21 protein-coding genes and 1 pseudogene are annotated in these 20984 nt (G+C 70.1%); 9 read left to right on the forward strand and 13 right to left on the reverse strand.

The window, feature by feature from the left end:
- Nucleotides 1–540 (reverse strand): annotated as a pseudogene (locus IC605_RS21700) (heme lyase CcmF/NrfE family subunit); the annotation flags it as partial.
- A 531-nt stretch (nucleotides 541–1071) separates the two neighbouring features.
- Between IC605_RS21700 and IC605_RS21705 the strand changes: the two are divergent.
- The 3 genes from IC605_RS21705 to IC605_RS21715 all read left to right on the forward strand — a co-directional run bounded on the left by IC605_RS21705 (nucleotide 1072) and on the right by IC605_RS21715 (nucleotide 5596).
- On the forward strand, nucleotides 1072–2538 hold the full coding sequence (locus IC605_RS21705) for a phospholipase D-like domain-containing protein (protein ID WP_343216688.1): 1467 nt from the start codon (nucleotides 1072–1074) through the stop codon (nucleotides 2536–2538).
- A gap of 93 nt (nucleotides 2539–2631) precedes the next feature.
- A complete protein-coding gene (locus IC605_RS25290; RefSeq protein WP_343216689.1) occupies nucleotides 2632–4167 on the forward strand; it encodes a phospholipase D-like domain-containing protein in 1536 nt (511 codons plus the stop codon).
- A gap of 58 nt (nucleotides 4168–4225) precedes the next feature.
- The gene (locus IC605_RS21715) at nucleotides 4226–5596 is read left to right on the forward strand and encodes a VanW family protein (RefSeq protein ID WP_216328901.1); all 1371 of its coding nucleotides are present in this window, start codon (nucleotides 4226–4228) and stop codon (nucleotides 5594–5596) included.
- A 16-nt stretch (nucleotides 5597–5612) separates the two neighbouring features.
- Here the strand turns inward: IC605_RS21715 and IC605_RS21720 are convergent, their stop codons facing one another.
- Together IC605_RS21720 and IC605_RS21725 are read right to left on the reverse strand one after the other, a co-directional pair.
- The gene (locus IC605_RS21720) at nucleotides 5613–6380 is read right to left on the reverse strand and encodes a LysM peptidoglycan-binding domain-containing M23 family metallopeptidase (RefSeq protein ID WP_216328903.1); all 768 of its coding nucleotides are present in this window, start codon (nucleotides 6378–6380) and stop codon (nucleotides 5613–5615) included.
- 805 nt (nucleotides 6381–7185) lie between these two features.
- Nucleotides 7186–9660, reverse strand: coding sequence for an apiosidase-like domain-containing protein (locus tag IC605_RS21725; RefSeq protein ID WP_216328905.1), 2475 nt, complete (start codon nucleotides 9658–9660; stop codon nucleotides 7186–7188).
- Nucleotides 9661–10329: 669 nt separating this feature from the next.
- Here IC605_RS21725 and IC605_RS21730 point away from each other — a divergent pair.
- From IC605_RS21730 to IC605_RS21740, 4 genes are all read left to right on the forward strand, one after another.
- Nucleotides 10330–11241, forward strand: a complete 912-nt coding sequence (locus IC605_RS21730; protein WP_216328907.1) for a heavy-metal-associated domain-containing protein — start codon at nucleotides 10330–10332, stop codon at nucleotides 11239–11241.
- 336 nt (nucleotides 11242–11577) lie between these two features.
- Nucleotides 11578–11982 carry a DUF1345 domain-containing protein gene (locus IC605_RS21735; protein WP_216328909.1) on the forward strand — a complete coding sequence of 135 codons (405 nt, stop codon included), beginning with the start codon at nucleotides 11578–11580 and terminating at the stop codon, nucleotides 11980–11982.
- Between the two features lie 17 nt (nucleotides 11983–11999).
- Nucleotides 12000–12062, forward strand: coding sequence for a hypothetical protein (locus tag IC605_RS25630; RefSeq protein WP_425514238.1), 63 nt, complete (start codon nucleotides 12000–12002; stop codon nucleotides 12060–12062).
- 204 nt (nucleotides 12063–12266) lie between these two features.
- Complete coding sequence (locus IC605_RS21740) at nucleotides 12267–12524, forward strand: hypothetical protein (protein WP_216328910.1); 258 nt, start codon at nucleotides 12267–12269, stop codon at nucleotides 12522–12524.
- Between the two features lie 4 nt (nucleotides 12525–12528).
- Here the strand turns inward: IC605_RS21740 and IC605_RS21745 are convergent, their stop codons facing one another.
- The 7 genes from IC605_RS21745 to IC605_RS21775 all read right to left on the reverse strand — a co-directional run bounded on the left by IC605_RS21745 (nucleotide 12529) and on the right by IC605_RS21775 (nucleotide 16894).
- Complete coding sequence (locus IC605_RS21745; RefSeq protein ID WP_216328912.1) at nucleotides 12529–12699, reverse strand: hypothetical protein; 171 nt, start codon at nucleotides 12697–12699, stop codon at nucleotides 12529–12531.
- A gap of 14 nt (nucleotides 12700–12713) precedes the next feature.
- On the reverse strand, nucleotides 12714–12893 hold the full coding sequence (locus IC605_RS21750) for a hypothetical protein (RefSeq protein WP_216328914.1): 180 nt from the start codon (nucleotides 12891–12893) through the stop codon (nucleotides 12714–12716).
- Nucleotides 12890–13567 (reverse strand): ribulose-phosphate 3-epimerase, encoded by a 678-nt coding sequence (gene rpe, locus IC605_RS21755; protein ID WP_216328916.1) that lies wholly within the window; start codon nucleotides 13565–13567, stop codon nucleotides 12890–12892. The genes IC605_RS21750 and rpe overlap by 4 nt, the downstream gene beginning before the upstream one ends.
- Nucleotides 13564–14295 (reverse strand): LOG family protein, encoded by a 732-nt coding sequence (locus IC605_RS21760; RefSeq protein ID WP_216328918.1) that lies wholly within the window; start codon nucleotides 14293–14295, stop codon nucleotides 13564–13566. The genes rpe and IC605_RS21760 overlap by 4 nt, the downstream gene beginning before the upstream one ends.
- Entirely contained in the window at nucleotides 14292–15053 is a 762-nt protein-coding gene (locus IC605_RS21765; RefSeq protein WP_216328921.1) for a ZIP family metal transporter, read from the reverse strand. Before IC605_RS21765 ends, IC605_RS21760 begins: the two co-directional genes overlap by 4 nt.
- A gap of 257 nt (nucleotides 15054–15310) precedes the next feature.
- Nucleotides 15311–15868, reverse strand: coding sequence for a methyltransferase family protein (locus IC605_RS21770; protein WP_216328923.1), 558 nt, complete (start codon nucleotides 15866–15868; stop codon nucleotides 15311–15313).
- A 423-nt stretch (nucleotides 15869–16291) separates the two neighbouring features.
- The gene (locus IC605_RS21775; RefSeq protein ID WP_216328924.1) at nucleotides 16292–16894 is read right to left on the reverse strand and encodes a hypothetical protein; all 603 of its coding nucleotides are present in this window, start codon (nucleotides 16892–16894) and stop codon (nucleotides 16292–16294) included.
- A 77-nt stretch (nucleotides 16895–16971) separates the two neighbouring features.
- Here IC605_RS21775 and IC605_RS21780 point away from each other — a divergent pair, with 77 nt between their 5' ends.
- Both IC605_RS21780 and IC605_RS21785 read left to right on the forward strand, forming a co-directional pair.
- On the forward strand, nucleotides 16972–18018 hold the full coding sequence (locus tag IC605_RS21780) for a C39 family peptidase (RefSeq protein ID WP_216328925.1): 1047 nt from the start codon (nucleotides 16972–16974) through the stop codon (nucleotides 18016–18018).
- Between the two features lie 124 nt (nucleotides 18019–18142).
- Complete coding sequence (locus IC605_RS21785; RefSeq protein ID WP_216328927.1) at nucleotides 18143–18631, forward strand: TlpA family protein disulfide reductase; 489 nt, start codon at nucleotides 18143–18145, stop codon at nucleotides 18629–18631.
- Nucleotides 18632–18813: 182 nt separating this feature from the next.
- Here the strand turns inward: IC605_RS21785 and IC605_RS21790 are convergent, their stop codons facing one another.
- The 3 genes from IC605_RS21790 to IC605_RS21800 all read right to left on the reverse strand — a co-directional run bounded on the left by IC605_RS21790 (nucleotide 18814) and on the right by IC605_RS21800 (nucleotide 20947).
- The gene (locus IC605_RS21790) at nucleotides 18814–19707 is read right to left on the reverse strand and encodes a C39 family peptidase (protein ID WP_216328929.1); all 894 of its coding nucleotides are present in this window, start codon (nucleotides 19705–19707) and stop codon (nucleotides 18814–18816) included.
- A 245-nt stretch (nucleotides 19708–19952) separates the two neighbouring features.
- The gene (locus IC605_RS21795; protein ID WP_216328931.1) at nucleotides 19953–20576 is read right to left on the reverse strand and encodes an RES family NAD+ phosphorylase; all 624 of its coding nucleotides are present in this window, start codon (nucleotides 20574–20576) and stop codon (nucleotides 19953–19955) included.
- Nucleotides 20576–20947 carry an MbcA/ParS/Xre antitoxin family protein gene (locus IC605_RS21800; RefSeq protein WP_216328933.1) on the reverse strand — a complete coding sequence of 124 codons (372 nt, stop codon included), beginning with the start codon at nucleotides 20945–20947 and terminating at the stop codon, nucleotides 20576–20578. The genes IC605_RS21795 and IC605_RS21800 overlap by 1 nt, the downstream gene beginning before the upstream one ends.
- Nucleotides 20948–20984 lie beyond the last annotated feature (37 nt).

Here is a 20984-nt window from a genome sequence, read left to right on the forward strand (position 1 = left end):
GACGGCCATCATCCAGTGGTTTTGCAGGGCCGGGTTGGGGCCGCGCCCGTCGGTCAGCACCTGCGAAACGGGCGTGAAGGGGCTGGCGACCGTCGCGCACACGCCCACGAAGAAGAGCAGGCTGACGAACATCGCGCCCAGGGCCCAGGGCCGCAGGGCGTCCCGCCGCAGGGTCAGGCTCAGCACGAAGGCGAAGCCCGCGAGCAGCCACGCCCACAGCAGGATCGAGCCCTCCAGCGCCCCCCACAGGCTCGTCACCTTCACCCAGGTCGGCGAGGCCCGCATGGAGTGTTCGGCCACGTAGCGCACCGAGAAGTCGTCGCCCAGCAGGGCCACCATCAGCGTCAGCGTGGCGAGGCTCACGAGGGCGAAGACCGCCCACACTGCCCGCCGCGCCGCCTCGGTCGCCCGGGTGTCGGCCTTCAGCCCGCCCACGACCGCGAGCCAGGTGCCGCCCAGCGTGAAGGCGAGGGCCGCCAGGAGCGAGAGCTGCCCCAGCGCCCCGAGCGCGCTCGATTGGAAGGAAATCAGATTCAACATCTGGCGCAAGTCCTCACTCGCCCTGCCGGAACAGGGCCTTGATCACGTCCCCGACGTATTCATCCATTGCTCGCCTCTCCCACGACGCAGCTCGACCCTGAATTCCATACTGCTCCTGCATGAACGCCTTGCAGCGGGAAAACGGACCCCCGCGTCAACCACCCTCCCCCTGTAACCATACGTATGAGCACTTGTTCATGCGTACAGTGTATGGGAAACTCAGGCTGGGTTCAGGGGCACCCGTCCCACCCTTGCTCAACCGCAGCCTTGCTTGACCTGACCAGGCCTCCGGTGCTGCCGTGAAGAAGATCCATGCGGCCGCCCGGCAGCCGCGAGGAGTTTCCACGCTTGAATCCCGGTTCCGTTCACCCGTTGAGGTCGAGTTCGCCCCGGAAGGGGTCTCCTGTTCTCCTTCCCCGTTCCATCGCCTGGAGGCTGGTCTGGCTGGTGTTCCTGCTGGTCCCTGACTCCTGGTCTGGGGGGTGGGGGCTCGCCGTGGCGGCCGGGTTCGAGGTGGCCGGCCCGCTCCCCGTGCCCGACACCGCCGCCCTCGACGGGCTGGGCCTGAACACCTGTCCGGCTCCTCAAGCGCCGCTTGACCGCCTGCTGTTCGAACGGACGCAGGGGCAGGGCGCGGCGCTGAGCTGCGGGAACCAGGTGGAAGGGCTGTTGCACTTCCCGAACGCGGACCCCACCTACAGCGCTCAGCCACGCCGGCCGGGGGGAGCCTTTGACCTGCTGGTCGGCCAACTGCGCCAGACACGCCGTGAACTGCTGATCGCCAACATGATCTGGGACGACGGCCCGGATGCGCCGGGGGCGCGGGTCGCCCAGGCCATCGCTGCCCTGCGGCGGGACGTGGCTGCGTTCCCCGACCGCTACCCGGACGGCGTGACCGTGCGCGTCATGCTGGGCAACTCCATCCGGCTGGGCGACCTCCTCGATCCGGCAGCCAACGCCTACAGCGCCGCCCGGCACCTGCTGGAAGCGGGCGTGCCGCTGAGCGGGGACCGTGTGCCTGGCTGGCGGCTGGAGATCGCCAACTACGCCTACGCCCTGCCCCACAACCACGTCAAGCTCGTCGTGCAGGACGGCGAGCGGGTGCTGGCCGGCGGGTACAACATCAGCTTCTTCCACGAGCCGCAGACGGCACCGAGCGGGCGCGGCCTCGACCTGACGGACCTCGCCCTGTGGGTGCGCGGCCCGGTCGCCCGAAACGCGCGGGCGGCCTTCCGCGACGGGTGGGCCCTGAGCCGGCTGCTCACGTGCCGAACCCCGCCGTCGTCAGTGACCCTGCGGCGCGACTGTCCCTTTGAGGTTCGGGCAGCGCTGCTGCCGCTGGACTGGGCGGCCCCGCCCCCCGCCGCCGGGACCGCCCGGGTGTACCCCCTCTACCGCCGCCGCGGCTACCCGGATGCCGACGACACGGTGAGCGCCCTCTTCGCGGCGGCGGGCACGAGCATCGACGTGATGCAGTCCCAGGTGAGCGGCACCCTCGGCTGCGTGGGCAAGCTGTCCGAGCCGGGCGGTTGCGACCCCGCCTTTCAACTGCCGGTGTGGCGCGCCGCCGTGCGCGCGATCCGCGAGCGGGGCGTCACGCTGCGGCTGCTGCTGGACTACGATCCCCTGCTCCAGGCCGAGACGCTGGCCCTGCTGCGTGGCCTCCAGGCCGAACTCGCGCCGCTGGGACTGCAAGACCACGTGCAGGCCCGCTGGTACGGCACGGCGGGCGGGCTGCACACCAAGGCCGCCCTGATCGACGGGCAGATGCTCACGGTCGGGAGCCAGAACCTGCACCATTCCTCGTTCGGGCCGCTCGGCCTGGGCGAGTACACGCTCGCCACGAGCGACGCCGGCGCCATCGACGAGTACCGGCGCATGTTCGCCTTCGAGTGGGCCCGCGCCCGGACGATCCAGGCGCCCTGGTGGCTGCCCGCCGACTTCCGTCCTTCACCCCGCCCTGAGCCGGAACCGGGCGACCGCCGGGGACGGGACTAGATGGCGTGGGCGTGGACTCGGGGCAGGTGTGGGCAAGGGGTGCCTTCAAGCCACCCCACCCTCCCAGCGCAGGGGCAGAGGGTCCTGCGGCAGGTGGCCGGTATCCTGACGCTCGCCGGGCTCGGCCTGTGCGGGCGGGCTGGAGCGGTGGGGGTGGAGTTTCCACTGTGGCTGGGCACCGTGACGCCGCCCTCACCGCTCAACCCGTCCGCGCTGACGTGCCCCATTCCCTCCGACCCCCTCGAATCCGCCCTCTGGCGGGTCACGACCGAGGGGGGCCGGGTCGATCACTCGTGCGGCAACACATTCCTAAGCTACCTTCGCACGCCCGAGCAGCCGGACGCTTTCGACGTGACCGCCCAGCAGGTCCGGCAGGCGCGCTCGGAAGTCCTGCTTACCACGATGGAGTGGCACGCAGGGGAGGGACACCCCGGCTGGACCTTCGCCCTTGCCGCGCGCGACCTGTACGGGCGGGTGCGGGCTGATCCCGCCGCCTACCCGCAGGGCATGACCGTGCGGGTGGTGCTGGGCGGCTTCCCCGACCTGAAACGCGAGGACGGCGCCACCCAGGCCCTCGAACTCGTACGGGACCTGACCCGCCTCGGTGTGCCCCTGAACGACGCGCGGGTGGGCTGGCAGCTCGGCGTCGCGAACTACCGCTACTTCCCGCACAGCCACGTGAAGCTGCACGTAATCGACGGCCAGGACCTCACGGTGTCCGGATACAACTACACCGACTGGCACCTGCCGGACACGTCGCCGGGCGGGCGGAACCTTCACGACCTCGGCCTGCGGGTGCGCGGTCCGGTCGCGCAGGACGGCGTGGCGGTGTTCGACGACCTGTGGCGCAAGTCACGTCAGGTGAGTTGTCCGCAGGGCACGCGGGCGGGGGACGTGGCCAGGGTCTGCACCCTCCGGGAACCCGACCCCCCCACGCACCCGGACGCCGCCCGCCGCCTGAACACGGTCGGCCCGGCCCGGGCCTTCCTGCTGTACCGCCGCTCCGGCTTCGATCAGGCCGACCGGGCGCAGGTCGCCCTCCTCGGGGCGGCCAGGCAGAGCCTCGACCTGATGCAGGCCCAGTTCAGCCCCTCCCTGGGCTGCTGGTCCGCCTACCTCCAACCGCAAGACTGCCCGGTCAGCCGCTGGCCTGTGTACCTGGGCGCCGTGCTGGACGCGATGGAACGTGGCGTGAAGGTTCGCGCGCTGATGGTCGATTACGGCATCGACCGCGCCCCCAATCGCAGCGGGGTCGCCCTCCTGCGCCTGGAGGCCCGGCGGCGCGGGATCGAGGACCGCTTCGACGCGCGCTACGTCACCTTCCCCATGCATACCAAGGCCCTGACGGTGGACGGCCGGATGGTGCTGGCGGGCAGCATGAACTTCCATTTCTCCTCGTGGGGGCCACTCGGCTTGAACGAGGCGATGCTCGCCACGAGCGACGCGGGGGCCGTGTCCGAGCAGCAGGCGAGCTTCGAGGACGTGTGGAAGAACCGGAGTCGCCCCATTCCGCAGGAGTGGTGGATGCGGAACGTGACGCCGGGGTCACCAGAGCAGGAACCGGGGAAGGACTCACCCGACCGGGGTGTTGAACCGCCTTTCCGGGGGGCCCGGCTCGCCGGGAGGTGAGGTTCTCACCCCCGGAGGACGGTGACAGGTGAAGTTGAGCCCGTGGGATACTGCGGGCATGATCCCGAGCCGTGCGTGTGCCGCCCTGCTTGTCAGTGCCTGGCTGGGAGGTGCGGTCGCGCAAACAGGCCTGGACATTCCTGCGCTGCCCCTCCCGTCTGCCCCGCCTTCCGCACAGACGACCGCTCCGGTGCCTGTTCCTGCGCCCACTCCGGTCCCGGCCCCCACCGAGCCGACGCCCGCGCCCGTGGCCCCGGCGCAGCCTCCCGCACCCGCCCCGGCCCCACCGCCTGTTCCGGCACCCGCACCAGAGCCGACGGCGGCGCCGACCCGGCCTGCCCGGGCGGCGCCGCTGCTGATCACGGTGCAGGCGCAGTGGCCCGCCCTCGTGGACGGCCGGAAGACGACGGTGCCCTTCAACCGCACCCTGACCCTGCCCGGCCCGCGCGTGGCGGAGTTGCGGGCGCGGGGTGTGATCACGGCCAGCCTGGACGCCGACCCGCGGCAGTTCCTGGCCGACCTGCCCCGGCAGCCCCAGGACGCCCGCTTCGAGAACCAGTGGGACGGCTGGGCGATCGTGCAGCGCAACGGGCTGACGGTGGACGAGGCGAGGACCCGGGCCAACGTGCTGGCCGCCCTCAAGGACCCCCGGGGAGTGAAGGCGAACGTCGTCGTGACCGGGCAGACCGCCCCGAAGCGCACGCTCGACTACTTCGTGTCGCGCGGGATCACGGCCCACCTGGGCACGGGCGAGACGAACTACTACGGCAGCAGCCCCGAGCGCGTGACGAACATCCACGTGGGGGCCAGCCGCTTTCAGGACCGGTTGCTGGAAGGCAAGACGTTTTCCTTCAACCGGATGGTGGGACCCATCAGTACGCGCACGGGCTTCGTCACGGGTCTCGTCATCGCCGGTGACCGCACGGCCAATGGGGTTGGCGGCGGCATCTGTCAGGTGAGCACGACCGTGTTCCGCACCCTTTACAGCGCGGGCCTGCCGATCCTCGAGCGGCGCAACCACTCGTACCAGGTGCGGTACTACGACCCGCAGGGTCTGGACGGCACCATCTACCAGCCCAACCTCGACCTGAAGTTCGCCAACGACACGGGCGGGCCTTTGTGGTTCCAGAGCGAGTGGAACGACGAGGAGGCCCGCCTGACGGTGAGTATGTTCGGCCGGGCGCGCCACTTCACCGTGGAAGTCGGGACGCCGCGCACCCTCAAGAGCACCCCTGCTCCCCCGGACCGCCTGATCCGGGACGCCACGCTGCCCGCCGGGGAGCGCAGGCAGGTGGACTGGGCCGCCCCCGGCGCCGTGATCGAGGTGACGCGGCGCTTCGTGCGGGGCGGGCAGACCTTCAAGCAGGACACCCTCAGAAGCACCTACCGGCCCTGGCCCAACATCTTCCTGATCGGCACCCGGCGCTGACCGCCCGGCTGGGGACTCACTGGAGGCTGGAAGGGTCGATGGACCTGCCGCCCTGGTAGAGGCGGTAGTCCACGTGGGCGCCGCTGCTGTTCCCGGTGCTGCCGACCCGGGCGATCACCTCGCCGGCGTTCACCCGTGCGCCGACCCGGACGAGGTTGGCGCTGTTGTGGCTGTAGCGGGAGGTGAGCCCGCCCCCGTGGTCGAGAACCACCGTCCAGCCCCAGCCGCCCTGGCCGTCGAAGCGGGACTCGGTGACGGTGCCGGGCAGGACGGCACGGATCGGCGTGCCGCTGGGAGCCGCCAGGTCCAGACCCGGGTGGGTGGCCTGGAACGGCGTCGTGAGCCGGCCCTGCAAGGGCCGCCCGGCGGCGCCACGCACCGAGGCGGGACGCAGGGTGACCGTCGTGCGCGCGCGGGCCAGCGGCGCAGGGGGCAGACTGAGCCGCTGCCCCACCCGCAGGGGGCGCCGGGGGTCCAGCGCAGGGTTGGCCTTCAGCAGGGCCTGGAGGGTGAGGCCCTGACGCTGGGCGATCCGGGACAGGGTGTCGCCGGGGCGCACGGTCCAGGCCCGCGTCTCGCCGCGAGCATCCGGCAGCCGGAGAACAGTGCCGGCCGGCAGAACGTCCAGGCGGACCCCGGGATTCGCGCGTCGCAGCGCTGCCGCCGTGGTGCCGGACCGGACGGCGAGTCGGGTCAGCGTGTCGCCCGGCTGCACGGTGACGGTGGTGGCGGCGGAGAAGCTGACGGCCGTGAGGGCCAGCGCCGTGAGCAGGAAGCGTCGCATAAACGTGCGGCACCTTACCAAGCAGACTTAAAAGGTTGATGAATGATCAGGCGCGCAGATGAGATGTCCTTCTGTGAGACCGTCAGGTGCTGAAACAGCGCCGGGGAGGACAAGGTGTGGTGGGCACCCTCTCAGGGATGGGACGGACTGGATGCTCAGGGAGCAAGGACTCAGCATTCATGACGTGCGAGGTACTCCACGCGAGGTCTCGTTGCGGGGGATGAATCCCACGTGATCGGTGTCGGCTTCCCGGAATGTCTCACCGGGGGTGGGTCGACCATCTCTTCATTCCCCTCACCTGCGGGAGCTCGCGCCCCGGAAGTGTCAGCCACCGGAGGTGCTCCACCACCCATAAGCCCGCCTTGATCTCCCGCACGGCTCTGGCCTCGTCCGTGCCCCACCTCCGGGACCACGTCTCCCACCCGGACTGCGCCCGTTCTGTGCGAGACGGGTCGTGTTACCCGCTGTGCTCAGGCTCCGGGAAGACCAACAGGTCGGTCAACTCGAGGTTATGCCCTTGCCGTGTGGTGGTTCCGCCGCTTGCCGCAACGGAGGCCGACCTCCTCTCCTGCCGCAGAGCCGTCATGGCGTCCCCAGGGAGCAGAAGCGTCTCGGCACCCGGGTCTTGCAGCCTTCAGGTCCACGGGCACCTGCCCGTTCATCCGTTGGTCGCCTGCGGTGCTTCCAAATTCCACCACACCGCCTGGCGGACGATCAGGGCAGTCAGTCTGTCAAGACCTATCCACGTCTTGCATGCGGCGCACGCCCTGGACTTGGTGCGAGCCGCCGGGGAGAGAGTCCCGCATCAGGGGCTCTCGATCCGCAGGAGCCAGTCGTTGGCGCGGCCCTGGGAGGGAGCGGAGAAGGTGCGCTCGCCGGAGTTCGCATAGGTGCCGATCTCCGTCGTCTTCCCCGTGCGTGGATCGAGCCACGCGGCGCGAACCTGGCCGCCCTCCAGCCGTCCCAGGGTGACGTTGACGCTGCCCCCGTCGGGCAAATACACCCAGGCATAGTCCTGGCCCCGCAGGGCCACCACCGGGCGGGTTCCTGTAAAGCTCCCCTTCACCAGGGTCTCGTCGGGCACCCGCTCCCGGGCCGGCCGGGACTCCAGCAGCCCCTTGATAATCTGCAACTGCCGGGCTCCTGGTGCCGAAAGCGCCTCCTGCCACGCCTTTTTGCCATCGTACACATCGAAGCCCCAGATCACCCGGTGGCCGTAGCTGTGGCCTGCTGCCCCCGCGAAGGTGCTCCAGTACGCCACGTTTCGCACGTCCACCTCGTCGGCGTAGCCGTTGTTCTTGTCATTGCAGACCGCGTGCTGTTCGTAGATCGGCTCGGCATTGACCACCGGCTTGATCGGCGTGCGCTTGAACGTGCTGAGCACCTTCTGGGCCTCCCGCTCCCCCCGGCAATGCCCGGTCTGCCACAGGTTGAAATCCAACCAGGGGTCGGCCTGGAAGTACTCCGCCGAGGTCTTGCCTCCGCGTGGGTGATAGGTGATCAGGGCCCGGTCACGCCCCCCCACCCCCTGCTCGATGCCCTCGGCCAGCGCCCGCCAGACGGCGCGTTGCTCTTCCGTCTCCGGGTTGCGGTCGCCGCCCAACACCCAGATGACCGGCTTGTCCTTGTAACGCTGCCCAAGAAAAGCGCCGTACGAGCGGGCAGAGGCAGGGGTGAAGATGGGCTCGTCGTTGACCCAGCGGCCCCAGCTCGGCAGCAGCGCGACCGTCAAGCCCAGCGAGGCCGCCTGATTCACCACGTAGTCCACGTGGTCCCAGTAGTCGTAGGCCCCGGCGTTGCCCGGGTCGTTCCCGGGGGTGGTGAGGGGTCGGCCGGGGTCTTTACCGACGAGGGGCAGGTCACCCTGCGCGTTGGGCACCGTCAGGCCGTCCATCTCCGCGAGGGCCACGGCCTGGATCACCGTGAAGCCCTGTGAGGCGCGAGTCTGGAGGTACAGGCGGGCGTCGTCGCGGTTCAGGCGGTGGAACAGCTCCCAGCCGGTGTCCGCCCAGTACAGGAACGGCCGCCCGTCCGCGTATTGCAGCCGCCGCCCGTCGGGCGAGACCGTCAGGCGGGACCCGGACGTGGTGGGCACGACCGCCCGGGGCGTTCCCTGTGCAGTCCGAGGTTGCGCCGGGACCAGGGTGAGGTGGTCGATGATCACGTTGCGGTCCTCGCCTGCCTTGCTCCCGAGGGCGTCGTTGGTGAATTCCAGCTCCAGGGTCTGCCCGGGCGCGAGCGAGGTGGTGGCGAGGTCGAAGGGAGCGTAGGTCCTGGAGGTGACGGTGGCGGTGCCGAGCTGGGTCCCGCCCCGCCTCAACGCGACGCTGGGCCAGCCCTGGTACTCGTCGGCGCGGGCGGTGAGGCGCAGGGTGTAGGACCCGGCGGGGAGGTTCCCGGGCACCACGAAGCGGACCGTTTGACCGGAGGACCACAGCCCCACCGCCTGCCTGCCCGAGGCCGCCTGCTCTCCGACCGTGTTCCCGCCTGGGAGGGGTTCCAGGGTGAGCTGGCCGGAAGCTTTGGGCACCTGAAGGGCGCCCGGCGTCCGCCGCAGGGCCTCGTCCCACCGGGCGGCGAGCTTGCCGTAGCCCCCCGCGGTGGGGTGCACCCCGTCGGCCAGGTCGGCGAGGGTGAGGGTGGCCCCCACGTTCACGAAGCTGATCTTCTTCCCCTGCGCCGCCCGGCTTGCCACCAGGGCGGGCAGCGCGGCGTTGTAAGCCGCCACCCGGCGGTTCTCGTCAGGATTTTGCAGCGGGGGCAGCGAGGAGACGAGGACGCGTGCGCTCGGGCGCCGGGCGCTGATCTGGTCGAGCAGGGCACCCAGGCGCGCAGGGGCCCTTGTCAGGTCACGGTTCTGGATGATGTCGTTGGTGCCGATCATCAGCAGCACGACGTCGGGCTGGGCGCGGTCGAGCCAGCCGTCCACCTGGGCGGCGAGTTCGTCGATGCGCCAGCCGCTGTGCCCCTCGTGGTCGCGGTCGGCCAGGGACGAGGGGCCATTTTGCAGCGAGCCGACGAGGTTCACCCCGGGAGCGCGCGCCGAGAGCCTACCCAGCAGCTCGATGCGGTAACCCCCCGGCACGTTGTACCCGTCCGTGATCGAGTCCCCCAGCGGCATCATCCTCAGCGCGCGGGCGGGGGCGGAGGGGCTGGCCGCCTGCGCCAGGCTCGCCGTCCTCCCCTCGGGCTCGGCGCACCCGGTGGACAGCAGGCCCAGCGTGAGGACGGCGGCGACGGTCATGAGGTTCGGACTCGGAAGACGGGGTGGGGTCAGCATCGGGCCTCTCCTCGGGCGGGCGGGCAGACGGACACGGCTCGCCTTGCCACGAGTGCGTCTGCCGAGGGTCGTGGGCCTGAGACGTGAGGTACCGCAGGCGCGTGACCCTGCCCTGGCCGGGCCGTCTGCGCCCACCGACCGGAAGCCCGGGGGCGGGGGCGGGAGAGGGGGAATGACTGCGTAACGTTCATCTGCACCTCGGGGCGTGCCGTGATCACCGGAGAGCCGCCGACGGGTGAGCCCGCGTGCGGTGGCAGGGCTGCGAACACGCAGCGCCGGAAACTCCAGTTATCGTCGGGGGCGTCACTCAGACGGGACACCGCACCCGCGGCCAGGGCAGTATGCCGGGTCAGTGTGAGGGATGAATTGGAGTTTGGCTCATCCTGATGGGTTCGCTTGCCGTTACCGGCGGCGCCGTCACTGATCTCTGCGGAGCGCAGGGGGGTCGGCATGTGCTGGTGCCTCAGCCGTCCGCAGGTCGTCGCCGGACTGACCCGCCGTTCACACATTCGGGGCACGGCTGTGCCTGAGCTGATGGAGAATGCAACGGGACCTGCCCCAACTGTGCGGTTCTTCCGTTGATTCTATGCAGCGGTCGAGTGAGCTCCCTGGGAGGATAGGTACCTTGAACAACGTACATCTGAGCAGACTCACAGATATACTAGAAATGTGACCTTGCCCCCGACCCTCCTCGACTATCACGTGGCCCGGATGGACAGCGAATCGCGTGCCCAGGATGTGGTTCGGATTGTGGCCAGACTGCCGGGAGCACGTCACATCAAGGTCGACGTTCAGACGCAGCACCTGCACCTGGAACTGGATGAGACGCAGACGCCCCGGTACATCCTGGAAAACAATCTGCTCCTGCTGGCGTACGAGGCCCACCCCTTTCCCAGCTCTTCAAGCCCTGGGGCAGGCCACCCAGCGAGCCTGGAGCAGACCCACGGCCTGCCGGGCGAGCCCTCTTCGGACGCCCCCGCCGAGGCCGGGGGGATCGAGCCGTTCTTGGGCAGGCCTGCCGTCCACACCAGCGATGAGGCGTCCCTCCGCCCGGGGATCGACACCGGGGAGCGGGGGCGGCGCTCTTCCCGGGTCCTTCTGCTCGTCCTGCTGGTGCTGGCCGTGGCCCTGACCCTCTGGGGCGGGTGGGCCCTGGCCCACGGGGCAGACGTGCCCCCGCCGCTCAGGCACTTGTCGTCCCCTGCGGACCACACCGGGTTCCTCGCGACGTGGCTGACGGCAGCCATCGCGCTGCGGGTGACGGTTGGCCTGGTGGTCGTGGCCCTCCTGCTGAGCGGGTGGCTGTCACGCGACCTGCGCCGGGCACTCACCTGGCTGGCGGCAGGGGTGTTCGGTGATGCCCTGGCTCTGCTGCTGGACAGGGCGGCCAACGTGCTGCTGACTGTCCGGTCGCTGGCTCCCCTGGTTCGCCGGCTGGAGGGGCCACGCCTGGCTGGGGCCCACCTTCCCGACGCGCTCTTGCTGGTGGGTGTGGTGGGAATGCTCCTCACGCTCCGGCGCTCACCACTGTTCCCCGTCCGTCGCCGGCGCACTTCACCGCCAGGCCCCCGCCACCAGTGAGGCGAGGGCGGCGGCAGGGAAGCGTGGGACCCCGTGGACGGGTGAAGGGCCGCTAGCCCTCTGCTCAAGATCGGAGATGCCCATGACCAACGCCTCACCTCAACCCAGGTCCTGCCCTCCCTCCCGCCAGCGGGGGTGTCCACCGTGCCCGGGTGCGACGTCGCTTGGTGAGCTCCTGGAAGCCGCTGTGGAGCGCGGGGTGTGGCTGAGTTCTCCCCTCTGCGACAGACGCACGCTCGGTGGCCGTGATCCTGGTCCCGGCTTCTCGCCAGCGCTGCCGGTTCCACGGCGGCCCTCGTCCTCCCGGCTCCCTCCTCCGCGTTGGTGCGGATCAGGGTGGACTGGGACAGCGGCGCGCTGACCCTGCCGGCCTTGACCTGGGGGTTCATCCTGCGTTCGCCACCCGAGCGCACCCAGCAAGCGGCCGCCGCTGCAGAGCCGGGACGCGCGGCAGTGCGGGTGGTGCTGATCTCCAGCCTCGTGAGTCTGGCTGTCTCGGCGAGCGTCATCGAGCGCGCCAAACGCCTGAAGCCGGGGGGGCCGCCGCTGGCCATCGCCGTGGCGGTCGTCGCCACGCTGAGCGGCTGGTTCCTGACCTGCCCCATCTCCACCCTGCGCTCCGCCCACCTCTCCTCCGGTGACGGGGATGAGGAGGCGGGGCCGGACGGTGGTCTGGAGTTCCCCGGGTCAAAGGCACCCTCCACCCCGACTCGTTCCCTTCGCCTTCGTGACCGGGAGTAACCTTTCAGGTCTCGGACGTGTCCATCTCCAGCCCAGTCATCCGCCGTTTGACCCTGGGACACGGCATCACTGCCTTCTGATTCAACGTCGCGATTCTGGCCCTGGCCCTGACCGCGCTCGGCAGTCAGCCCTGGCGCCCGCCGTGCCCTGGCGGGCCGGGAGCACGCAGGTGGACCTGAAGCGGCAGGTCAGACCAGAAAGGGGGGGCACGGCAAGAGAAGCACGCTCCCGAAGAATGTCTGGAGTCGACTCCATGTCTTCGTCCCACATGCGATGCTCGACAAATGACCAACACGAAGAACACGCTCGTGCTGACCCTCGACCCCCTCACCCGTCACTTTCTCGACGAGCTGTGCCAAGGCACCGGGGAGGATGAGGTCAGCGTCGTCGCCCGTGCCATCGCCGCCTCCCACGCCAGCTTCAGCGCCGGACGGCAGGAAGACCCCAGCACGACCGCCGCCCGGGTGGCGGCGGAGACGGCCCGGGACGCGGTGCAAGCCCCGCTGGAGGACGCGACCGAGGATGCGGCGGGGGCCCCCTGAAGGTCTAGCCGTCCTCGTTGTCGGGCTCGATCCGCGAATCCTCCTGCCGATGCAACCGCGCCAGCAGGTCGGTGGGCGTCTCGTTCGGGGCCTGGTCTTGCACCGTGTCCGGCACGGTGGTCAGCACGATCTCTCCCTGGGGCTGGCCGTCGGGCGTGTTCTGATCGTCGTTCATGGAATCTCCCCCAATCATGCGCGGCAACTGTCCTCGTCGTCGGGGCCGTGGCGCGGGTGCTCCTGCCGCTGCAACCTCGCCTTGCGGTCGGTCGGGGTTTCGTTGTGCCTCTCCCCCAGGGCCGCGTCCGGCAGGGTCGTGGGCACGATCTCTCCCTGGGGCTGGCTGTCCGTCTGGTTCTGATCGTCATTCATGAGGCCTCCTCGGGCTGCCCACCCGCCATGACGGCGCGCAACACCTCCAGGTTACGCGCGACCTCACCGCCGAACACTGCGCTCCCCGCCACCAGGACGCTCGCCCCCGCCGCGAGCACACCGGTCGCCGTAGCGGGCGTGATGCCGCCGTCCACCTCCAGTTCCGCCCCGCTGCTCACCTCGTCCAGCCAGCGGCGCACGGTGCGGACCCGCTCCACGCTGCCCGGGATGAACCGTTGCCCGCCCAACCCCGGATTCACGCTCATCACCAGCACCAGGTCGAGATCACCCAGGACCGGCCGCAGCACTTCCAGCGGAGTGCCCGGGTTCACAGAGACGCCGGCCTGCGCGCCCAGTTCACGAGTCAGGCCGACGGCGCGGTGCAGGTGGGGCGTGGCCTCAGCGTGGACGATGACCCGGTTCGCCCCCGCCTGAACGAAGTCGGATACGAAGCGCTCCGGCTGCACGATCATCAGGTGCGCTTCGAGCGGCAGGGCCGTCACCCGGCGGCAGGCTTCCACCGTCCGGGGACCGAAGTTGAAGTTGGGGACGAACTGGCCGTCCATCACGTCGAGGTGAAAGCCGTCCGCGCCGCCGGCCTCGGCTTCCTGGATGGCGTCCCCCAGGTTGGCGAAGTCGGCCGCGAGCAGGCTGGGGAAGAGACGCGCCCTCACGTCGCCTCCCCCCGGGCGCGCTGGCGGTCTTCCGCTGTGGGCCGCTTGAAGCCGTCCGGTGCCGCCGGGTCGTGGTACCGGCGCACGTCCCCGGGGATCGCCCTCACGTCGTCCACCACCTTGAACAGGTGCAGGTCGTCCGGGGCAATCGCGCCGCTCTCCACCAGGGTGTGCGTGAACCAGTCCACCAGGCCGCGCCAGTGCCGCTCGCCGACGAGGTAGATCGGTAGCGGGTGCATCTTGCGCGTCTGCACCAGGGTCAGGATCTCCCCGAGTTCATCGAGGGTGCCGAAGCCCCCCGGGAAGACCACGAAGGCCGCGGCGTACTTGGCGAGCATCACCTTGCGGGCGTGGAAGTACTCGAAGTTCAGGGTCAGGGTCTGGTACGGGTTGGGTTTCTGCTCGAAGGGCAGGATGATGTTCAGGCCCACGCTGACTCCTCCCGCCTCAAAGGCGCCCTTGTTGGCCGCCTGCATGATGCCGGGACCGCCCCCGGTCATCACCCCGAAGCCCGCCTGGACCAGTTCGCGCCCGAGTTGCTCGGCCTGGCCGTAGTAGCGGTCCTTGATCTCGGTGCGGGCGCTGCCGAACACGGTGACCAGGGGTGGGCGCACATGCGCCATGCGGTCGAAGCCGATGGTGTACTCACCCAGAATACGGAACATCCGCCAGGCGTCCTCGGCCATGCGGTCGAGTTCGTAGTGGTGCTGGGGCTCATCCAGGGTCATGCGGAACCTCGTTCGAACAGCAGGGTGAGCAGGGCGAACAGCGCGAAGCCGCCGACGAGCACCAGGCTCTCGTACCCGCTCTTGGCCTCCTCGTGGGCTTCGGGGATGATTTCCTCGACCGCGAGCGTCACGAGGACCCCGGCGGTGAAGGCGAGCAGGGTGAGCTTGTAGATTTCCGGCTGGCCGCGCATCACCAGGTACCCGAGCAGGGCGCCCAGGAGCACCGGAACGATCAGCAAGGCGGAGATCAGCAGGCGCCGGGCACGGGGGGTGCCCTGGCGCTTGAACTTCGCCAGGGTCGCGAAGCCTTCAGGGATGTCGGCCGGCACCTGCGCGAGGGCCAGCAGCAGACCCAGGCTGAGCGAGAGGGTCGAGCCCGTCCCGACCAGGATGCCGTCGCTGAAGAGGTCGACCATGACCCCGGCCAGGATGGCGGAAGCCCCGGCCGTCTCGATGGGCTGTCCGTTGGCCTGGTTGCCGCCCGCCCGCGCTTTCACGAAGCTGGTGACCTTTTCCAGGAGGATGAAAAACCCTCCGCCCAGCACGAACGCGCCGAGCGGCAGCCAGGGGGGATCGGCGGCCAGGGCCTCGGGCAGCAGTTCGAGCGCGACCACCGCGAGGATGATCCCCGCCGCCAGGTGCAGGGCGAGGCTGAGGACGCGGGACGAGACGCTCACGAACTCGGTGAGCAGGCCACCCACGAAGTTCCCCAGCGCCGGAAGCGCCGCCAGGGCCAGCACGGTCAGCAGTTCATTCATGCCTGCCTCCAGCCAGAAGCGGGGAACGGTGTTCCTCGGGTCACGGCGACCCCTCAAGCGGTCGATACGGGCGCTCCAGCGCGTCACCACCCCCAACGGTTCGGCACCATCGACCAGCCGGACGTCTTGCGCAGAGCAGCCAGCCGCAACTTCTCGCCCGTTCAAACGGGTCCCACAGCCTGGCCAGGAGCGCCGAAGATACGTGCATCTCCAGTGGATTCATCCCGGCCATTCCAGGGCTCCCGTCTCGACTCCCCTCACGAATCATGTGGCGGTTGTCCTAGGAAACGTGGCGTGCGGGCCCGGTAGCGCCGGTACGCCTCCCCGTAGGTGCGCTCCAGAAACGCCTCCTCCAGGGGGACAGAGGCGCGAAACGCTCCCCAGAACAGCGTGGTCAGGCCCAGGCCCAGCCCGGAGCGGCGCGCGAGGGCCACACCCGTCAACAGCAAGGCCCACCCCACGTTCTGCGGGTTGCGGCTGAGGCGGTACGCCCCCCCGGTGACCAGGCCGCCCGTCGCCAGGCCCGAGTCGTCCGCCACGGGCAGGCCCCGCCAGCCCCAGACGAATAGGGTCGCCCCCGTCAGCGCGAGGGGTAGACCCAAAGTGATCGCGGCGGCCCGCAGAAGGGCGGGCGGCTCCGGCCGCCGGACCGCCACCAGGAAGGCCAGCGCGTGCAGGCTGTAGGCGACGTACACCGCCCCCGAGGTCACTGGCGACAGGTGCCTGTCCTCAACGAACTCGCGCCGCACCCGGCGGAAGGCCCAGCCGTAAGTCGCCAGCGCCCCCAGCAGGGCCCGTGTGCCCCAGGGGCCCATCACCCTCCCCCGGTACCGAACATGCCGTGCCGCCTGGGCCGAACGAGCGTGGAGAAGCCCACGGATGCCCCCAGCCCCACCGCTACGAGCAGGTGCCGGGGCACCCACAACCACACGTCCATGCCTCACCCTATCCCGTGCCCCGAGGGGCGGGACGAGCGCGAGGTTCACCTGGACCTCAGCTTGGGCGATCCGGGAAGTCGGTTCCGGCTCGGCGCTCCCCGAAAGGGGTGCCCTTCCGGCGTGTCCCAGCAACCCCCGTGCAGGACGCGTCACACCCGGAATCAGGCCACCTTGCGAGCCCGACCGGGCGGCACCCGGACCGGCTGGCGCAGCGCGCCCTGCTTCCCGGACGGGTTCTGATTGGCCCCTGCCGTCGTGGGCAGCACTATGCCGGGTCTGGAACCGCTGGGAGGGCTCCCTTCAGAAGACCTGTGTTGATGGACCTGCCCTGCGCCGGTACTCCTCCGTCCAGTCGTCACTGAGGTAGAACTGCCGGATCTCCAGCCGCGAGAAGGGCGTGCTCACCACCTCCAGTTGCACGCCGCTCCTCTGCGCCGTGTTCAGCTCGTGCTCGTCGAACCACACCGTGTCGTACAGGGCGTGGTCGCGCTTCAGGGCTTCCAGTTCCCGGCCGTCGCCTTCCCGGTACGGCTCGCGGAAGGAGACCTGGCTGTAGACCGGTGGCCCGTAGCGCCGCGTGAGCGACGCCCTGACGGCCTCGTAGGTCCCCAGGAGACGGTCCTCGGTGGGCCTCACTCGCGCGTCCACGGCCACCAGGCGGCCCAGGGGGTCGTACTTGAGGATGACCTGCGCCGGGTGCCCCGCGCTGGTGCCCTGGTAGACGCCATCCCCGTAGCCGCCCTGCCTCACGAACCGCCAGCCCGAGCGCGTGAGGCGCTGGTGGGCCTCCCCCCGGGGCGTTCCCCAGTCCAGGTCCGCGAAGCGGTACGTGACGGCCTGTGCCGTGGGGAAGGCGGTCAGGGGCAGGGCAACCGTGAACAGGACCAGCAGCCTTCTGCGCATAGGCCCACTCTACGCACTGCGCCTCACGTCCGCTCGGCGTTCACCCGGCGACACCACCCGCCCGCTAGCCTCTCGGGGTGAAGTGCTCCCGGACTCTTCTCCCCGGCCTGCTGCTCTCCGGCCTGGCCGCCGCCGCCCCCTACGCCCAGCAAACCAGCTTCGGCACGCCCTCACCCGCCGTCCGCGCCGCGCAGGCGCGGGCGGGCGTCCCCGCGACCTGGCAGGCCCTCCCGCCGCTTCAGGCGGGCCGCCTGGAGAGCGCGGCCGTGACCGTGGCGCCCTTCAACGAGCTGATCCCGAGCTGGAACGTGACCGGGACCGCGACCAGCCCCCTCACGGTCGAGGTGCGGGTGCGCCGTCCGGACGGACGCTGGACCCGGTACTTCAGTTTCGGGCAGTGGCGGGCGTCCGGCCCCCGGGCCAGTGCCCCGGTCACGCGCACGCCGGACGGCACGCTGAACACCGACACCCTGACGCTGCCCTTCCGCGCGGACACCTTCCAGTACCGGGTGACGCCCGGGGCGGGCACGCGGGTGGGGCTGCTGTCCTTCAACACCTCCGACACCGCCCTGCGCTTCCGGGATCAGGGCCAGCCGGGTCAGGCGGCGGCCTGGAACCGGGTGCTGAAGGTGCCGGGCCTCTCGCAGATGATCTATCCGGACGGGGGGCCGGTGTGGTGCAGCCCGACGAGCGTGAGCATGCTGCTGGGGTTCTGGAACCGCCCGGTGCGGGTGCCCGACGCGGCGAGGGCCACCTTCGACGCGACCTACGACGGCTTCGGGAACTGGCCGTTCAACACGGCGTACGCGGCGACGCACGGTCTTCAGGCGTTCGTCACGCGGCTGGGCAGCCTGCGGGACGCGGAGGCCTACCTCCTGCAAGGCCTCCCGCTGGCCGTTAGCCTGCGCTTCCGGGCGGGCGAGCTGCCCGGCGCGCCGCTCTCCTGGTCGGACGGGCACCTGCTGGTCCTCACCGGGTTCGACGCGCAGGGCAATCCGGTGGTCAATGACCCGGCGGCCCCCAATAACGCGACCGTGGGCCGCACGTACCCCCGGGGCACCTTCGAGCGGTTGTGGCTGGGGCACGCGGGCGGCCTGGCGTACGTAGTGGCCCCACAACCGTAACCCGTGCGGTGAGCTCCACTACCCCTGATGGAGACGCGGGGAGAAGGTCGGATGACTGGCCCGCGTCCCGGAGGTGGAGGGACCGTCTATGCTGAAGGGAAAATCTTTCCTGTTGGAGGACCCCATGAAGCGTCTGCTCGTCCTGCTGGCCCTCGCCACGCTTGCCGCCTCGCCGGTCCACGCGGGAGGTGGGGCGGGCACCACGCGGCGGGCGGCCCCCAACTTCACGTTCACCGACCTGGGGGGCGAACGGGTGAGCCTGGCCGAGTTGCGGGGTCAGGTCGTCATCGTGCTGTTCGGTGACCTGGGGTGCGCCCCCTGCCGGGAAAATGACCGCCTGTTGCGCGAGTACCAGCTCCAGTACCTCACGCATGACCTGGTGGTGGTCAGCCTGCACGGGCGGGCGACCCTGGAGGAACTCCAGCAGTACGACGCGGGGTTCACGTTCAGCACCCTGACGGGGCTTGACCGACGGCAGCAGATCGCCCGCCAGTATGCGGCCCTGCCCATCCCCACCACGGTCCTCATCGACCGTGACGGGTTCGTCCGGGAGGTGCGCCGTGGACGCCTCGACGAGGGGCAGCTCGTGCGGGCACTGCAAGGGTTGCTCTGAAGTTCCCCCACCACCGACGCCGCCCTCCCGCAAAGACACCGCTGGAACCCGATCGACGTGCAGCGGACGGAGAGGAAGGCATCACCCGGCGACCGGGGACATCCGGTCAGCTCCGTGCGCATGGTGGCGATCCTGTCCCCGCCGACCATTGGACCAGACGCTCCCCACTTCCAGGGCGAACGTTAGATTCCCAGCGCTGTGCTGGCCCGCCGCCAGAACTGCTGGAGCTCCTTGCTGTTCGGGAAGGCCTGGAGGGCGCGTGTGGCCCACCGCAGCGTCTTGCGGTGCTCGCCCGCCCGGGTCCACGCCTCGAAGGCCTCTTGGCGGTACAGGAAGTACAGGGTGGGCACGCCCAGCGCCACCGCCCGGTCGAAGTTGGACGCGGCGGCATGAACGTTGCCCAGCCGGAGGTTCGCCTTGCCCAGCCCCCACCAGACGTACGGGTCGTTCGGTCGGGCCCGGGTGTCCTGGTCCCCGTGCAGCTTCAGGTGCCGCCAGTTGGCCTTCGCGCTGAAGTCGTCGCCCAGCACCGCGCGCACCTGTCCCTCCTGGCCGGGTGGATAGGCCACCAGGTACTCCCCGTTGTAGAAGCGCCACAATTCCAGCAGCTCGGCGGTGCTCAGGCGCAGGGAGGGACCCCGCAGCGGGTCGCTCACCAGAAAATAGCCTGGGCCGTACCCGTAGACCGTGCGGAAGTGGGCGACGTTGCTACCCGCCCTGAGGCGCTGTTGCAGCACGACCGGGAAACCCCGGGAGAGCAGTTCACGCAATACCTCCGCGTCCCCCGCGTACCGGATCACGCTGCGCAACCCGAAGCGGCCCAGGTAGGCGGCGAGTTCCAGGCTGGTGACCTGCGGGTCGCCGGGATAATCCTTCATGGCACTCGCCGCCTGGGCCTGAGTGACGCGGATGCCGTAGTACCCCAACACCGTCAGGGAGGTGACGGGCGCGCAGTTGTCCGGCCCCTGGTACTCGTGGCGGATGTTCTTCAGGGTGACGCTCGCGGGGAGGGCCGAGGCCACGCCTCCCAGGACGGAGAGGGCCAGGCCGCAGCACAGAAGCGGGGAAAGCGCCATTCCCTATCTTGTCGGACGACGTGCCCACAGTTGCTCATTTGTTCATCCGTCTCTCTTGACCATCCATTCAGACAGCGGCCGGGCGCATGCACAAATCGGAGCGGTCGTCCTAGCTCACGCACGACGCCCTGCTTCTGCGGACCCAGCCCGATTAAGCGAGTGAGCTGTTGGAAGCCGAGTGTGGGTTGTTGCGGTGCGGCTGACGTCCCCATGTTGTTCGCGTGCCCTCCAGATTCCCCAGAGCTTCACCTGCGCGTTCGGAAGACCTCCAATTCTCCCTCCGGGTCGTGAACGGCCCGGTCGCCCGGCACCACCCGCTGGGGAAACACGGCGTAGTTGCGCCCGCCGGGATAGCGGGCGCTGGGATAACGGATGGCGTCGTACCGCGCGCTGTCCAGGACCGCCCGCCCGAGGAGCTGCGTCAGGGCGAGTCGCCCGTCCAAGTTCAGTGGCAACCACTCCTGGAAGAGGTCACCCGCCCCCACGTCGAGGTGGGTCTGCACCCCGGGGTCGGTGAGGTCGAGGACCGAGCGCAGCCGCAGGTGGACGGCGATGTCCAGCCGGGGGCGCCGGTCCGGTCCGGGCCCGATGACGACGCCCGGCGGGCCCATGACGGCCGTGATCACCTGCGCCTCGGCGTGGGCGACGGTGGTGTTCTCCGCCAGGTACAGCAACTCGTGCGCCTCCGGGAACTCCTTCGGCGCGTTGTACCGCCCCCCCGTGACCACCGAACCGGCGGTGTTCAGGGGGTCGGGGCTGTACTTGCGCAGCGCGAGCAGCGGCACGGTGCGGTAGGCGTCAATGACGCTGGTTGGCGTCCACACGGGAGCGCCAAGCAGGGCGCGCCCCAGGTCCTCGCCCTGCCGCATCAGGTCGGCGTGCCCGTCTCCGCCAGCAGCAACAGACGCTGCACGGCCACCGGCCGCCGTTCCAGCAGGTACGAGAGCGGCGCCCGGCCCCCCAGCACCGGATTCGGGGCGCGCAGCCACATCCGCCCCACCCCCAGGTCCCCGAACACCTCCCTGAGGTGCAGCCCGATCTCCTCCAGCTCGTGCAGCGGTTCCTGGAGCGAATCGCTGGTCGGATGCTTGCTCAGCCCGCTGGGGTCACGCTCCAGCGCCTGGGCGAGTTCGCGCATCGTCAGCCCGAAGGTACCCGCCACCCGCCGGGCGTCCAGCTTGCCGCTGCGTGGGTCACGGGCGTCCGTCAGCAGGTGGTCGGTCAGGCCTTCCGTGGTCATCAGCGCCTCCTGAGTCCAATCTACCACAGGCGCTCCA

Source organism: Deinococcus aestuarii, from assembly GCF_018863415.1.
Lineage (GTDB): Bacteria > Deinococcota > Deinococci > Deinococcales > Deinococcaceae > Deinococcus > Deinococcus aestuarii.

Coding starts and splice junctions, on each gene's coding strand:
- IC605_RS21715 (WP_216328901.1), top strand. CDS start 4,226: ATGATCCCGAGCCGTGCGTGTGCCGCCCTGCTTGTCAGTGCCTGGCTG.
- IC605_RS21725 (WP_216328905.1), bottom strand. CDS start 9,660: ATGCTGACCCCACCCCGTCTTCCGAGTCCGAACCTCATGACCGTCGCC.
- IC605_RS21765 (WP_216328921.1), bottom strand. CDS start 15,053: ATGAATGAACTGCTGACCGTGCTGGCCCTGGCGGCGCTTCCGGCGCTG.
- IC605_RS21770 (WP_216328923.1), bottom strand. CDS start 15,868: ATGGGCCCCTGGGGCACACGGGCCCTGCTGGGGGCGCTGGCGACTTAC.
- IC605_RS21790 (WP_216328929.1), bottom strand. CDS start 19,707: ATGGCGCTTTCCCCGCTTCTGTGCTGCGGCCTGGCCCTCTCCGTCCTG.
- IC605_RS21760 (WP_216328918.1), bottom strand. CDS start 14,295: ATGACCCTGGATGAGCCCCAGCACCACTACGAACTCGACCGCATGGCC.
- IC605_RS21720 (WP_216328903.1), bottom strand. CDS start 6,380: ATGCGACGCTTCCTGCTCACGGCGCTGGCCCTCACGGCCGTCAGCTTC.
- IC605_RS21785 (WP_216328927.1), top strand. CDS start 18,143: ATGAAGCGTCTGCTCGTCCTGCTGGCCCTCGCCACGCTTGCCGCCTCG.
- IC605_RS21740 (WP_216328910.1), top strand. CDS start 12,267: ATGACCAACACGAAGAACACGCTCGTGCTGACCCTCGACCCCCTCACC.
- IC605_RS21800 (WP_216328933.1), bottom strand. CDS start 20,947: ATGACCACGGAAGGCCTGACCGACCACCTGCTGACGGACGCCCGTGAC.
- IC605_RS21745 (WP_216328912.1), bottom strand. CDS start 12,699: ATGAACGACGATCAGAACACGCCCGACGGCCAGCCCCAGGGAGAGATC.
- IC605_RS21750 (WP_216328914.1), bottom strand. CDS start 12,893: ATGAATGACGATCAGAACCAGACGGACAGCCAGCCCCAGGGAGAGATC.
- IC605_RS21795 (WP_216328931.1), bottom strand. CDS start 20,576: ATGCGGCAGGGCGAGGACCTGGGGCGCGCCCTGCTTGGCGCTCCCGTG.
- IC605_RS21775 (WP_216328924.1), bottom strand. CDS start 16,894: ATGCGCAGAAGGCTGCTGGTCCTGTTCACGGTTGCCCTGCCCCTGACC.